General features: G+C 57.6%; 12 protein-coding genes. All 12 read right to left on the bottom strand.

Translation table 11 applies throughout. The features are described 5' to 3' along the window. Window positions 1-389 precede the first annotated feature (389 nt). The gene (gene tuf, locus IEW73_RS16175; protein WP_188677820.1) at window positions 390-1,583 is read right to left on the bottom strand and encodes an elongation factor Tu; all 1,194 of its coding nucleotides are present in this window, start codon (window positions 1,581-1,583) and stop codon (window positions 390-392) included. A 136-nt stretch (window positions 1,584-1,719) separates the two neighbouring features. Continuing rightward, the gene (gene fusA, locus IEW73_RS16170; RefSeq protein ID WP_188677815.1) at window positions 1,720-3,837 is read right to left on the bottom strand and encodes an elongation factor G; all 2,118 of its coding nucleotides are present in this window, start codon (window positions 3,835-3,837) and stop codon (window positions 1,720-1,722) included. 164 nt (window positions 3,838-4,001) lie between these two features. Continuing rightward, window positions 4,002-4,472: a 30S ribosomal protein S7 gene (rpsG, locus tag IEW73_RS16165; protein WP_188677812.1), complete on the bottom strand. Its 471-nt coding sequence runs from the start codon at window positions 4,470-4,472 to the stop codon at window positions 4,002-4,004. Next, complete coding sequence (gene rpsL / locus IEW73_RS16160) at window positions 4,472-4,846, bottom strand: 30S ribosomal protein S12 (protein ID WP_188677809.1); 375 nt, start codon at window positions 4,844-4,846, stop codon at window positions 4,472-4,474. The genes rpsG and rpsL overlap by 1 nt, the downstream gene beginning before the upstream one ends. Before the next feature lie 410 nt (window positions 4,847-5,256). After that, window positions 5,257-5,835 (bottom strand): DUF3558 domain-containing protein, encoded by a 579-nt coding sequence (locus tag IEW73_RS16155; protein WP_188677806.1) that lies wholly within the window; start codon window positions 5,833-5,835, stop codon window positions 5,257-5,259. Beyond that, window positions 5,825-6,388, bottom strand: a complete 564-nt coding sequence (locus IEW73_RS16150) for a DUF3558 domain-containing protein (RefSeq protein ID WP_188677803.1) — start codon at window positions 6,386-6,388, stop codon at window positions 5,825-5,827. The genes IEW73_RS16155 and IEW73_RS16150 overlap by 11 nt, the downstream gene beginning before the upstream one ends. Before the next feature lie 35 nt (window positions 6,389-6,423). After that, on the bottom strand, window positions 6,424-7,050 hold the full coding sequence (locus IEW73_RS16145; protein WP_229676082.1) for a TetR/AcrR family transcriptional regulator: 627 nt from the start codon (window positions 7,048-7,050) through the stop codon (window positions 6,424-6,426). Further along, the gene (locus IEW73_RS16140; RefSeq protein ID WP_188677800.1) at window positions 7,047-7,856 is read right to left on the bottom strand and encodes an enoyl-CoA hydratase family protein; all 810 of its coding nucleotides are present in this window, start codon (window positions 7,854-7,856) and stop codon (window positions 7,047-7,049) included. The genes IEW73_RS16145 and IEW73_RS16140 overlap by 4 nt, the downstream gene beginning before the upstream one ends. Before the next feature lie 140 nt (window positions 7,857-7,996). Then, window positions 7,997-9,154 carry an acyl-CoA dehydrogenase family protein gene (locus IEW73_RS16135; protein ID WP_188677797.1) on the bottom strand — a complete coding sequence of 386 codons (1,158 nt, stop codon included), beginning with the start codon at window positions 9,152-9,154 and terminating at the stop codon, window positions 7,997-7,999. A 2-nt stretch (window positions 9,155-9,156) separates the two neighbouring features. Beyond that, the gene (locus tag IEW73_RS16130) at window positions 9,157-11,172 is read right to left on the bottom strand and encodes an acetyl/propionyl/methylcrotonyl-CoA carboxylase subunit alpha (protein WP_229676081.1); all 2,016 of its coding nucleotides are present in this window, start codon (window positions 11,170-11,172) and stop codon (window positions 9,157-9,159) included. 5 nt (window positions 11,173-11,177) lie between these two features. Beyond that, window positions 11,178-12,776: an acyl-CoA carboxylase subunit beta gene (locus tag IEW73_RS16125; protein WP_188677794.1), complete on the bottom strand. Its 1,599-nt coding sequence runs from the start codon at window positions 12,774-12,776 to the stop codon at window positions 11,178-11,180. Further along, window positions 12,773-13,942 (bottom strand): acyl-CoA dehydrogenase family protein, encoded by a 1,170-nt coding sequence (locus IEW73_RS16120; RefSeq protein ID WP_188677791.1) that lies wholly within the window; start codon window positions 13,940-13,942, stop codon window positions 12,773-12,775. The genes IEW73_RS16125 and IEW73_RS16120 overlap by 4 nt, the downstream gene beginning before the upstream one ends. Window positions 13,943-13,953 lie beyond the last annotated feature (11 nt).

Raw genomic sequence — 13,953 nt, 5'->3', positions numbered from 1 at the left:
CGACACGAGACCGTCCTCCACTTCCTAGACCTAGTGTGTCAGTTTAGTGGCTTTAGGTAGCTACCTGGCTTGCAACAGCAGGTATTAGGTGCAATTTGCTGAATACAGCACATTAAGCCTGCGGCTGCGAGCCGCAAAGCCGCCACTAAACGATCGTGTGGGACACAGCCTTACCAGCTATCACCACGAGTTTTCCAATCACGTTCGAGGTCGCCCTCCATTGACCGTTATGCGAGGGCGACTTCGTCACGGATAGCTATGAGGTGTTTGTCTCATTGTGACTATGCAAACAATGCCACCTCAGAAGTTCATCACAGCACTCGCACGCAAAAGGCGCCCCCCCAGATGACTGGGAAGACGCCTCTTACAGTGCTGTATGCGAAACTAGATCACTTGATGATCTTGGTAACGCGACCTGCACCCACGGTGCGGCCACCTTCGCGGATCGCGAAGCGGAGGCCCTCATCCATGGCGACAGGCTGGATTAGCTTGACGAGCATGTCGGTGTTGTCACCTGGCATGACCATCTCGGTGCCCTCAGGAAGAGTAACCACACCGGTAACGTCGGTGGTGCGGAAGTAGAACTGAGGACGGTAGTTGTTGAAGAACGGGGTGTGACGTCCGCCTTCGTCCTTGGACAGGATGTACGCCTGGCCTTCGAACTCGGTGTGTGGTGTTGTCGAACCTGGCTTGACAACAACCTGTCCACGCTCAACATCTTCGCGCTTGATACCGCGGAGAAGCAGACCGACGTTGTCGCCAGCCTCGCCGTAGTCAAGAAGCTTGCGGAACATTTCGATACCGGTAACGGTGGTCTTGGTGGACTTTTCGCGGATGCCGACGATCTCGACTTCCTCGTTCACGTTGACCTTGCCACGCTCGATACGACCGGTAACAACGGTGCCACGACCGGTGATGGTGAAAACGTCCTCAACTGGCATGAGGAACGGCTTTTCGGTCTCACGCTCTGGCTCAGGGATGGACTCGTCGACAGCATCCATGAGTTCGACGATCTTCTTCGCCCACTCTGGGTCGCCTTCGAGTGCCTTAAGTGCCGACACCTGAACGACTGGAGCGTTGTCACCGTCGAATTCCTGCGAGGAGAGGAGCTCACGCACCTCCATCTCGACGAGTTCGAGGATTTCCTCGTCGTCAACCATGTCGCTCTTGTTCAGGGCAACAAGGATGTAAGGGACGCCAACCTGACGTGCGAGCAGGACGTGCTCACGCGTCTGAGGCATCGGGCCGTCGGTTGCGGCAACCACGAGGATTGCACCATCCATCTGCGCTGCGCCGGTAATCATGTTCTTGATGTAGTCGGCGTGGCCGGGTGCGTCGACGTGAGCGTAGTGACGCTTTTCCGTCTGGTACTCGACGTGCGAGATGTTGATGGTGATACCGCGCTGCTTCTCTTCAGGAGCTTTGTCGATCTCGTCGAACGCAAAGCTCTTGTTGAGAGCTGGGTAGGTATCGTGCAGAACCTTGGTGATTGCTGCGGTGAGCGTGGTCTTGCCGTGGTCAACGTGTCCGATGGTGCCGATGTTGACGTGCGGCTTGTTCCGCTCGAACTTCGCCTTCGCCACTTTATGTCCTCCTGGACTAATTAGTGCTTGCAGTTTGCAGCAGTACGGGTGTTCATGTTTTGGTCTTGCCGAGCCTTAGAGAAGCGGCCCCTAGGAAGCTTCCCGGAGATACTACCTGTGGTCGGCAGTTGGTGAATTACTCGCCGGTGGCCTTCGCGATGATTTCCTTCGCCACGTTCGCTGGAACTTCGGCGTAGGAATCGAACACCATTGAGTAATTCGCCCGGCCCTGAGTCTTCGACCGAAGGTCTCCAACGTAGCCGAACATCTCCGACAGCGGAACAAGTGCCTTTACAACACGAGCACCACTGCGCTCCTCCATGGCCTGAATCTGACCACGGCGGGAGTTCAGGTCACCGATAACATCACCCATGTAGTCCTCAGGAGTGATGACTTCGACCGCCATTAGCGGTTCGAGAATCACTGGATGCGCTTTACGCGCAGCTTCCTTGAGGGCCTGGGTACCGGCAATTTTGAAGGCCATTTCCGAAGAGTCAACCTCATGGTACGCACCGTCGAGGAGCGTGACCTTGATGTCAGTCAACGGATAACCTGCCAGCACGCCGTACTGCATGGCGTCCTGTGCGCCGGCGTCAACCGAAGGAATGTACTCCCTCGGAACACGCCCACCGGTGACAGCATTCGCGAACGCATAGTGCTCACCATCTTCGCCCTTGTAAGGCTCGAGCTTGATGATGATCTTTGCGAACTGACCAGAACCACCGGTTTGCTTTTTGTGGGTGTATTCGTGCTTCTCGACTGTCCCGCGAATAGTTTCACGGTAGGCCACCTGAGGCTTACCCACATTTGCTTCAACCTTGAATTCACGCTTCATGCGGTCTACAAGGATGTCGAGGTGAAGCTCGCCCATACCACCGATAACGGTCTGACCCGTTTCATCATCAAGGTGAACCTTGAATGTGGGGTCTTCTTCGGCGAGCTTCTGGATTGCTGTTCCCAGCTTCTCCTGGTCAGACTTCGTTTTTGGCTCGATGGCAACCTCGATCACAGGATCAGGGAATGACATCGACTCAAGGATGATCGGAGAAGCACCGTCACACAGGGTGTCCCCTGTGGTGGTGTCTTTCAGACCGATGAAGGCGTAGATGTGACCAGCGGATGCGCTCGGTACAGGGTTTTCCTTGTTCGAGTGCATCTGGAATAGCTTCCCGACGCGCTCCTTGCGACCCTTGGTCGAGTTCAGAACAGGCGCACCCGCGTCGAGTTTGCCGGAGTAAACGCGAACGTAGGTCAGCTTGCCGAAGAACGGGTGTGACGCAACCTTGAACGCAAGTCCCGCAAACGGCTCGTCCGAGCTTGGCTTCCGGCTGATTACTTCTTCTTCCTTGTCCGGCACGTGCCCTTCAATGGAAGGAACATCGAGCGGTGATGGAAGGAAGTCAATAACCGCGTCAAGCATGGGCTGGACGCCCTTGTTCTTGAACGCTGAACCACAGATGACGGGGTAGATTTCACCGGCGATGGTCAGCTTCCGGATTGCACCCTTGATCTCCTCAATGGAGAGTTCTTCTCCACCGAAGAACTTCTCAAGAAGCGCCTCATCGGTTTCCGCGATGGTCTCGATGAGTTCTTGCCGGTACTGTTCGGCCTTCTCAGCGAGGTCGGCAGGAATATCGACGACGTCGAATACCTGACCCTTAGTGTCATTGCCGTCAGCATCTTTGTCGTGCCAAATGATGGCGCGGTTTTCGATGAGGTCAACAACGCCGGTGAAGTCATTCTCAGCACCGATAGGAAGCTGGATGACTAGTGGCTTGGCGCCGAGACGGTCTTTGATCGTCTGAACGGTGAAGTAGAAGTCCGCACCAAGCTTGTCCATCTTGTTGACGAAACAAATGCGCGGGACGTCGTACTTATCAGCCTGACGCCACACTTGCTCGGACTGCGGCTCAACGCCTTCTTTACCGTCGAACACGGCCACTGCGCCGTCGAGGACGCGAAGTGATCGTTCCACCTCGACTGTGAAGTCGACGTGGCCTGGGGTATCGATGATGTTGATCTGGTTTTCGCCCCAGTAGCAGGTGGTGGCCGCAGAGGTAATCGTGATACCCCGCTCCTGCTCCTGTGCCATCCAGTCCATGGTTGACGCACCATCGTGCGTCTCACCGATCTTGTAGTTAATACCGGTGTAGAACAGAATCCGCTCGGTGGTGGTGGTCTTACCAGCATCAATGTGTGCCATGATGCCGATGTTGCGGACCCGGTTCAGGTCTGTCAGCACTTCAAGTGCCACTGGAATCTTCCCCGCTCGTGTCTTGTCGTTATGTGCGGATACCTTGTGGTGTGCGCAAAACTCGTTTTCTCACCAGGTAGTGCACCCTGCATATGGTTACTGTAACGAGTCGTGCGCTACGCGTAGACGGGTACCTCACCATTTCGGCGAGATACCCGTACGAATCACCAGCGGTAGTGCGCGAATGCCTTGTTGGCGTCTGCCATTTTGTGGGTATCTTCGCGACGCTTCACCGCAGCGCCAAGACCGTTACTTGCGTCGAGCAATTCGTTCGCAAGACGCTCGATCATTGTCTTTTCGCGGCGAGCACGTGAGTACGTCACGAGCCAACGCATTGCCAGAGTTGTCGCCCTGGCGGGACGTACGTCCACGGGAACCTGGTAAGTGGCGCCACCAACTCGGCGGCTGCGCACCTCAAGGGCGGGACGAACATTGTCGAGGGCACGCTTCAGTGTGATGACAGGATCAGTTCCAGTCTTCTCACGAGCGAGCTCTAGTGCGTCATACACGATTCCTTCAGCGATGGACTTCTTCCCATCGAGGAGGATCTTGTTCACCAGCTGAGTTACCAGGGGTGAACCGTAGACGGGGTCAGCGACCAGCGGACGCTTAGGGGCTGGGCCCTTGCGTGGCATTAGCTCTTCTCCTTCTTGGTGCCGTAGCGGCTACGCGCCTGCTTGCGGCTCTTGACACCCTGGGTGTCTAGGGAACCGCGGATGATCTTGTAACGGACACCCGGAAGGTCCTTCACACGACCGCCACGGACGAGCACCATTGAGTGCTCTTGAAGGTTGTGACCCTCGCCAGGAATGTAAGCCGTAACCTCAACCTGGCTAGTCAGGCGAACACGGGCCACCTTACGTAGCGCTGAGTTCGGCTTCTTCGGGGTGGTGGTGTACACACGTGTGCACACACCGCGTCGCTGGGGGCTCCCCTTTAGGGCTGCGGTCTTGGTCTTAGCGACCTTGTCGCGGCGCCCCTTGCGGACCAGCTGCTGAATGGTTGGCATAGACCGGCTTTCCTCTGGTGCTTCTAACTCTCTTGGTCAAGAGCGGGAACGTGTTCAAAATTTTTCCGGGTGAAACCGGACATGGTGTCCAGTTCCTCTTACCCCGAGGTCGGGAGTGTCGCATTCTTAACCAGATGTGCAAGCGCCTCGTTTTACGCTCGCACTTGAGCTACTTCAATAGACCTAAAGAAGTAGAAAACTGATATCAAGCATGCGATTCGCCCCGAATGCATCGGGCACGACCGGCAACAATACATCTAGTTGACCGTTCAGGTCAAAGCCGCTGGAAGTAATCCCGCGTAAGCGACTCCCTCACCGACACCCTACTAGAAAACTAGCGATAGTCCTCATCGGAGGCCGTGCGCACTTATCGAATGAAGTTTCGCCCCGGCGAATCCCGCGAGCGGTTGTCAGAAATGAATGCGAACGGCGAGTTCACCGAGGGCCATCGCGGCGTCGCAGGCGTCGACACCTCCGCCTGCAGCGTGCGGGTGAACCCACCAAATCAGGGCCCCGCCTTCCCCGGCTCGAGTGGCAACACCGCAGGACAGGGGGTCTCCGGGAACTCGCATCTCAAACCCGCCCTGCCCCGCGACAGTTACGTTCTCGACGGGGTATCCAAGCCGCTCTGTTTCACGCCGTTCATGGAACAATGAACTTTTTTCGAACCAGGCCATTGTCACACTGACTGGAATTGGCCCGCCATATATTTCGAATCGACAGATCGCCCCATAGAACGTATTAGTAAGGGCTTGAGCATCAAATACTTCAACCACCTGCTCGGCCGGAACAAGTTCGCATTCGTCAAGCAGGTTACGCAATTCCGCGTCATCAGTAGCTGTTTCTCGGTCAACCCCAACTGGACCGGAATCGTTCTGGCCGCCCGCCCCACACGAAACCAGAAAGACCAGCAAAGAGCACAAAAATAGCACTGAGACTGGCCGCTTCAGCGCGACGCTAACTGCACGCAACCTCCTGCTACTGCGCACGATTCACCGTCATTTCAGCCAAACTGAGCACACGGTCGCACATTTCTCTATCAGAAAATGGTTGCGTGAAAACAATAGACCAAACAAAGAAATCTGATTCCGACTGAATAGAAACTTCACAAATTGACGAACCGCGGCCAGCGAAACCGTGCAGTTCCCCTGCAGGGCTATTGACTGTGACGTCGAAAACGTCACGTCCGGATAGCTCCACGACGGCCCGTTCGCGCTCAATCGGGCTGCCACGGTACCAAGAGAAGGACGCGCGCGGACCAAAGAAAGACGATTCCCAACGACAGCCGACAGAGTTCCGCTCCGCGAGACTAAGCCCCCCGGTGCCCACTGCCGCAGTAACCTCATCGGTTCCGACACCGCCGCATTCACCAAAAAATAACCCAGGAACACGGACCTCAGTAGCGTCCGGCTGCTCGGTCGCTTCAGGCTGGTCACCGTCCGTCGAACAGCCCACTAACAGCACGGCGGCAAACAACCCCACTGCAAGCCCAATTAAGCATGATCGCCCGTGGCTGCCGGGATTAGCTGGTTGCGCGTCCACAAGGTGAAATGCTACCGGAGATCGGTATCGGCTGCTCAGAAGTTGTTGGCCACCTCCGGCTCATCCACTGTGGACAAAGCTGTCGACAAGTGCGCCGCCCACGTTTTCACGATTTCGGACCTGCGCCGCGAATCGTCAGTGAGGACATCGGCGAGCCCAAGTCCACGTGCGAGATCAAGTGTCGCCTGCACAAGGCGGTGCGTCGTGGGATCTTCGTCGTCGGCGTCAAGAAGTTCGATCGCAACCTGGTGGATCTTTCGTCCGAACTTCAACTCAAGCGGCAATACTCGCTCACGCAACGCGGCGTCTGCCGCTGCGGCCGTCCACACCTGGAGCGCAGCCTTAAAGAACACTCCTGTGAAGTAGTCCACCAGACGGACCACAACCGACTCCACGCGCCGCGGCCCAAACGGAAGACCTTCGGCAGCGATGCGGACCTCATTCATCCGATGATCGAACATGAACTCCAACGCGGACGTGATGAGGTCCTCACGGGTTGGAAAGTGATGTTGGATCGCGCCGCGCGACACACCTGCACGCTGTGCCACCACTCCGACCGTGGTTCCAGACCACCCACGGTCGGCGAGGCATTCAATGGTTGCTTCAAGCAGTCTCTGGTGTGTAGCGCGGCTGCGCTCCTGCTGCGGTTCGCGGATCGTCACTCGGTAGACCGTACCGCGACTTCAGCCCACCGTGGTGTGCGCCTTTGCAGGAATGCAATCATTCCTTCTCGCGCTTCCTCTGAGGCGAACAGACGCGCAGACATCGCTGCGAGCTCTTCGCCCCGCTCGTCGAACCCCGCTAGAACCGCAGCGGTGGTAAGCGATTTGGACGCAGCCAAGCCCTGAGGAGATGCCTTCACAAGTTCTGAGCACAGCGCTTTAACGGATGCTGCGGCATCGTCGTCAGCAGTTGTGACGAGTCCGATGCGCTGCGCTTCCTGCGCATCAAACTTCTCCCCCGTGAGGAAATAGCGCCCGGCTGCCCTAGCTGAAAGCTTAGGCAACAACGTCAGCGAGATGATGGATGGCGCGAGCCCCAATTTCGCTTCGGTCAGCGCAAAAGTGCAGCTTGGACCGGCTACTGCGAGGTCGCACGCACCGACCAAACCCATGCCCCCTGCACGAACGTGACCGTCAATTTGCGCGATGACAGGTTTGGGGTGAGCGACGATCGCCTTCAGCAAGTCACGCATTTGGCTGGTACGCAGTTGCGCAACCTTCTGCGGGTCAAGTGGCTGTCCATCGACTTCGGATGCCTCAGAGAGATCTGCGCCTGCGCAGAATGTTCCCCCGGTGTGGGTTAGCACAATCACACGCGCATCGTCGTCTTCAGCTGCCGCATTCAGGCTGTCATGTACACCCTTGACGAGCTTTGTCGACAACGCGTTTCTGTTGTGCGGCGAATCCAACGTGATTGTGGCCACGCCTGCTTCAACTGCGTACTTTACAAACTCTGATTCACTCATTGAGGACCTCATTGTGTGGTTCTGCGCGATTGTGTGGCTCTGCGCGACTGTGTGGTTCTGCATGGAAGGCGGATAGAAACACCGCGTGGCACCGGAAAGAGTTTGATCTTTACGAGGCCACGCGGTGCGACGGGTTCAACTCAGTAGGACTTAGGAAGTCCTAGGTTGGCTTGCGCAACAAAGTTCAAGATCATTTCGCGGCTCACCGGTGCAATTCGAGTCAGCCGTGATGCAGCAATCAGATCGACCAACCCGTATTCGGTGGCAAGGCCATTGCCGCCGTGGGTGTGAACAGCTTGATCCACTGTCTTCACGCCAGCCTCACCAGCCGCGTACTTGGCCATGTTGGCGGCAGATGCTGCGGCCCAGTCGTCACCCGAGTCGTACAGGAACGCTGCCTTTTGCATCATGAGCTTGGCCAATTCGATCTCGATATGGCACTGGGCAAGCGGATGCGCGATCGCTTGGTGTGCACCGATTGGAGTTTTCCACACGGTACGTTCCTTGGCGTATGCAGTGGCTTTGTCCAGCGCGTAGCGGGCCATACCCAATGCCATTGCTGATGCCATGATGCGCTCAGGGTTAAGTCCGGCGAACAACTGCATAAGTGCGGCATCTTCGGACCCGACGAGGGAATCGGCGGGTAGGCGCACGTCGTCGAGGAACAGCATGAACTGCTTCTCGGGGCTTGCGATCCCCATTTCGATCTGCTGGTATTCGAAGTTCGGCGCGTCAGTTGGAACAATGAACAGCGCCGGCTTCAGCTTGCCTGTTTTTGCATCCTCGGTACGCGAAACGATGAGTACAGCCTGCGCCTGGTCCACACCAGAAATGTAGGTTTTGCGACCGCTGAGCAGCCACTCGTCGCCATCGCGACGGGCGGTGGTAATGATCTGGTGCGAGTTGGAACCAGCATCAGGTTCCGTGATCCCGAACGCCATCGTGATCGAACCGTCCGCGATGCCTGGAAGCCACTTCTTCTTCTGGTCTTCGGTGCCGTACCGGTTGATGATTGTGCCGCAGATTGCGGGTGACACAACCATCATCAAGAGCCCTGTTCCGGCAGCGGCGAGCTCCTCGAGGACAAGAGAGAGCTCATACATGCCAGCGCCACCGCCGCCATACTCCTCGGGGAGGTTCACACCGAGGAAGCCCAGCTTGCCTGCTTCTTCCCACAGTTCGGTGGTCTTCTCACCCTTCTGTGACTTTTCCAGCATGTAGCGCCAGCCATACTTAGCGCCCAGTTCCGAGACAGCTTTCCGGAGTTCTCGCTGCTCTTCAGTCTCGATGAAAGACATGTTTATTCTCCTTCTGAGGTGGCGGCGTCAGCGTCGCCGACGACTGCCAAGATTGCGCCAACGTCCACTTGTTGCCCTGCTTGCACGTTTAGTTCAGTAACGACGCCGTCGGCAGGCGCAGCGATGGTGTGCTCCATCTTCATTGCTTCGAGCCACAAAATGGGTTGCCCAAGAGTCACTGTGTCTCCGACCTCGACCGCTACCCGGATGACAGATCCGGGCATTGGCGCTAGGAGTGAGCCAGCAGCGACCGCCGTGGAGGGGTCAATAAAGCGCGGAAGTGCTGTGAAGGTCGCATGGCCTAGGGGTGAATCAACACACCGCATATCGCCGTACCGTGCCACGCTGAAGTGACGACGTACACCATTAACATCGGCGATCACACTGTCGGGCTGTGCATTGACTACAACGAAGTCGCTGTGGTCAGACACGGTAATTCCGGACCGCGTCTGCTGGTACTTCACCTCAATGGTGTCTGTCGCCGACGCATAGTCGCGTTGCTGCGTTTGCGATGGCATGTTCCGGTACCCCGCGGGAATCCTCTTCTGCACCTTCGCATTACCACGCTCTTCTTCTGCGTCAGCCAGGGCTGCAGCGATAGCGCTCCAAGCGTGCGCTTCCGGGGAAGTAACCGGCTGCGAAAGGGTGTCGAGACCGTGGGTGTTGAAGAACGCTGTATCGGTGTCCCCCGCAAGGAACGCAGAGTGGCGAAGGATATTCACGAGCAGGTCGCGGTTTGTCACAAGCCCGTGAAGTTTCATCCCTGTGAGGGCGTTCGCGAGGACCTGGGCGGCTTGGCGGCGGGTCGGTGCAAACGAAATGACCTTTGCGAGCATCGGATCGTAGAACACACTAACAACGGAGCCGTCAGTCACACCCGAATCAAGCCGGACACCGATTTCAGTGAGGACCTCAAACTCGTTGCGAGTCCCTGGCACGGACAGGTGATGCACTGTTCCACTTTGCGGTTGCCAGTCTTGCGCCGGGTCCTCGGCATATAGGCGGACCTCAATGGAGTGGCCGCGCATGGCCGGTTGTTCGGCCGGAAGCGCTGCACCCTCAGCGACGTCAATCTGGAGCTGCACAAGGTCAAGTCCGGTGGTGCACTCTGTGACAGGGTGCTCCACCTGCAGCCGGGTGTTCATTTCGAGGAAGTAGAAATGTCCCGATTCGTCTGCCAAAAACTCGACGGTGCCCGCTCCGACGTAGTCGATAGCTTTTGCGGCAAGCTGTGCCGCCTCGAACAGGCGATCACGCATGCCTGTGTCTACAAGCTTTTCCACCAGCGGCGAAGGAGCTTCCTCTACTACTTTCTGGTGTCGGCGCTGAATAGAACATTCGCGCTCACCCACCGACCACACAGTTCCGTGCTCGTCGGCCATGACCTGGACCTCAATGTGCCGTCCAGTTTCGAGGTAGCGCTCACAGAAGACTGTCGGATCACCGAATGCGGATGCGGCCTCGCGCTGCGCGCCTTCGATTTGGTCTTGCAGTTCAGCGACATTACGCACCACGCGCATGCCGCGACCGCCACCACCTGCGGATGCCTTGATCAGTACAGGCAGGTCAGCTTCGGTAACAGAACTAGGGTCGAGCTTCTTGAGCACCGGAACCCCGGCCGCATCCATCATCTTCTTGGATTCAACCTTCGAACCCATCAATTCGATGGCTTTAACCGGTGGGCCTATCCAGCGCAGACCCGCATCAATCACGGCCCGAGCGAAATCAGCGTTCTCCGAAAGGAAGCCGTAACCCGGGTGGATAGCGTCGGCGCCAGCAGCTTTTGCTGCCGCGATGATCGCGTCGCTACGCAGGTATGTTTCACCGGGGGTGTTACCAGGTAGGCGGACAGCCGCATCAGCTTCGGCGACGTGCGGGGCATTTGCGTCGGCATCTGAAAAGACAGCGACAGTGTTAATTCCCGCCCGGCGACATGTTGCGAACACTCGACGTGCAATCTCGCCGCGGTTGGCGACGAGCACGCTGGTGATGTTGTGCATGGTTATTTCTCCCGTCATTGCACTCACATCCGGAATACGCCGAAGTTGTCAGTGCCTTCGACCTCGTTGGTGTGGATAGCTGATAGGCACAGGCCCAGGATGGTGCGCGTGTCGCGCGGATCAATTACACCGTCATCGAACAGACGGCCGGAGAGGAACAGCGGCAGCGATTCCGCTTCGATCTGTGCCTCGACCATGGCCCGCATGTTCTTGTCGAACTCTTCGTCGAATGGCTTGCCCTTTGCTTCCGCGCTTGCGCGCATCACCAGCGAGATAACACCCGCTAGCTGCTGGGCACCCATCACGGCCGATTTAGCGCTTGGCCATGCAAAAAGGAAGCGGGGATCGTATGCTCGCCCGCACATGCCATAGTGGCCAGCGCCGTATGAAGCACCCATCAGCAACGAAATGTGCGGAACCTTTGAGTTTGACACCGCGTTGATCATCATCGAACCGTGCTTGATGATGCCGTTCTGCTCGTATTCCTTACCGACCATGTAGCCGGTTGTGTTGTGCAGGAACAACAGTGGCGTATTGGCCCGGTTCGCCAGCTGGATGAACTGGGTGGCCTTTTGGGATTCTTCGCTAAACAAGATGCCTCGGGCGTTGGCCAGGATGCCCACTGGGTACCCGTGCAACTGTGCCCATCCGGTGACGAGTGACGAACCGTAGAGAGGTTTGAATTCGTCAAATTCGGAACCGTCAACCACGCGGGCAATAACCTCGCGAGGATCGAATGGGATTTTCAGATCGCCCGGTACAACACCAAGGAGGTCTTCCGAATCAAACAGCGGATCAGCGTAGTCCGTTTTCGGTTCGGGGCCCTTTTTCTTCCAGTTCAGACGCGCAACAATGTCGCGGCCAATTCGGATTGCGTCGCGCTCATCCACTGCGAAGTAGTCGGCGAGACCAGATTTGCGGGCGTGCATTTCCGCACCACCGAGCGACTCGTCGTCCGACTCTTCCCCTGTGGCCATCTTGACCAGAGGAGGTCCACCAAGGAACACCTTCGACTGCTCTTTGATCATCACCACGTGGTCCGACATGCCTGGGATGTAAGCACCACCAGCCGTGGAGTTTCCGAACACCAGCGACACTGTGGGGATCCCCGCCGCGGAAGCGCGGGTCAAGTCGCGGAACATCTTGCCGCCCGGAATGAAAACTTCCTTCTGGGTCGGAAGGTCAGCGCCACCAGATTCGACCAGGGAGACCACTGGTAGGCGGTTTTGGAAAGCGATCTCGTTTGCCCGGAAAGACTTACGTAGCGTCCACGGGTTGCTAGTTCCGCCCTTGACGGTCGGATCATTAGCCACGATGAGGCATTCGACATTGTTGACGACACCGATGCCGATAACGACGCTGGCGCCTACGTGGAAGTCACTCCCCCATGCTGCAAGCGGGCACAGTTCCAGGAACGCGGAATCTGGATCAATGAGCAACTCGATGCGCTCGCGTGCTGTGAGCTTGCCGCGTTTGCGGTGGCGCTCCATTTTGTCGACGCCGCCGCCGGACAGCGCCTTAGCGTGCTCGGCTTCAACCTCGGTAAGTTTTGTCAGCATGGCTTGGCGCGCTGCTTCGAAGTCTTCCGACGAAGTGTCGAGAGTTGATTGCAATATTGTCATGGTTTGAACCCCAACACCTTGGCTGCTAGTCCGGTCAGAATTTCGTTCGTCCCGCCTCCGATGCCGAGGAGGCGCATGTCTCGGTACTGTCTCTCCACTTCGCTCTCCCGCATGTACCCCATTCCGCCGAAGAGTTGTACTGCCTGGTTGGCAACCCACTCGCCTGCCTCGACTGCGGTGTTTTTTGCGAAACACACCTCAGCGATGAGGTCACTGTCGCCGTAGAGCGCCCGTTCGCAGAGAACGCGGGTGTAGGTGCGCGAAATGTCGATCTTGCGGGCCATTTCGGACAACGTCGCTTGGACAGTTTGTCGGCTGATGAGCGGCCGCCCGAAGGTGTCGCGGTCCCTACACCACTGCACTGTGAGGTCGAGGCACCGTTGAGCACTGGCGTACCCCTGCACAGCGAGCGCAGCCCGCTCGGTAACAAAGCCACGGGCAAGTTGCGCGAACCCGCTGTGCTCTTCACCGATGAGGTTTGCGACGGGAACCCGCACGTCGTCGTAGTGAAGCTCTGCCGTATCCGAGCACAGCCACCCCATCTTGTCGAGCTTGCGCGCGACGGTGAAGCCGGGGGTGCCCTTTTCCACCACGATGAGTGAGAGCTGCCCCTTCTCACCGGTGCGGCACACGGTGACTACGAAGTCAGCGCGAACAGCCGAGGTGATGAAGGTCTTGGAACCGTTGATGACAAACTCGTCACCCTCACGACGGGCTACGGTACGCATGTTCGCCACATCGGAACCGCCACCGGGCTCAGTGATCGCGAGGGATCCGATCTTGTCTCCAGCAAGTGTGGGCTTAGCCCATTTCTCGATGTGATCGGGGTCGCCAGCTTCAATCATGTGCGGCAAGGAAATGCCATGGGTGAACAACGATGCCAGGAGTCCGCCAGCGGCGCCTGCGTAGCACAGTTCTTCCGCGACGATCATCGCGTCGATGATGTCGCCGTCACCGCCACCCGCGAACTCTGGGAATCCAGCGCCGAGAAGCCCGAGGTCGCCGGCTTTCTTGTGGAGCGAACGGGGCAGTTCACCGGCCTTCTCCCACTCTTCTTGGAAAGGAAGAATGTGCTGTTCGGCGAACCTGCGTACAGTTTTCCGCAGTTCTTGGCGCTCTGGGCTTTCCCACAGGGAGCGGGACGGCCACGTACTTGTGGTGGTCATAGAGTTAAAGC

Source organism: Hoyosella rhizosphaerae (assembly GCF_014643175.1).
GTDB lineage: Bacteria > Actinomycetota > Actinomycetes > Mycobacteriales > Mycobacteriaceae > Lolliginicoccus > Lolliginicoccus rhizosphaerae.
Note: the sequence above shows the minus strand (reverse complement) of the source record. Positions and strands in the feature narration are given on the sequence as shown.

Bases quoted from the DNA above. Each gene is read 5' to 3' on its own strand.
- rpsG (WP_188677812.1), bottom strand. From the start codon at position 4,472: ATGCCACGCAAGGGCCCAGCCCCTAAGCGTCCGCTGGTCGCTGACCCC.
- rpsL (WP_188677809.1), bottom strand. From the start codon at position 4,846: ATGCCAACCATTCAGCAGCTGGTCCGCAAGGGGCGCCGCGACAAGGTC.
- IEW73_RS16140 (WP_188677800.1), bottom strand. From the start codon at position 7,856: ATGAGTGAATCAGAGTTTGTAAAGTACGCAGTTGAAGCAGGCGTGGCC.
- IEW73_RS16135 (WP_188677797.1), bottom strand. From the start codon at position 9,154: ATGTCTTTCATCGAGACTGAAGAGCAGCGAGAACTCCGGAAAGCTGTC.
- IEW73_RS16130 (WP_229676081.1), bottom strand. From the start codon at position 11,172: ATGACGGGAGAAATAACCATGCACAACATCACCAGCGTGCTCGTCGCC.
- IEW73_RS16125 (WP_188677794.1), bottom strand. From the start codon at position 12,776: ATGACAATATTGCAATCAACTCTCGACACTTCGTCGGAAGACTTCGAA.
- IEW73_RS16120 (WP_188677791.1), bottom strand. From the start codon at position 13,942: ATGACCACCACAAGTACGTGGCCGTCCCGCTCCCTGTGGGAAAGCCCA.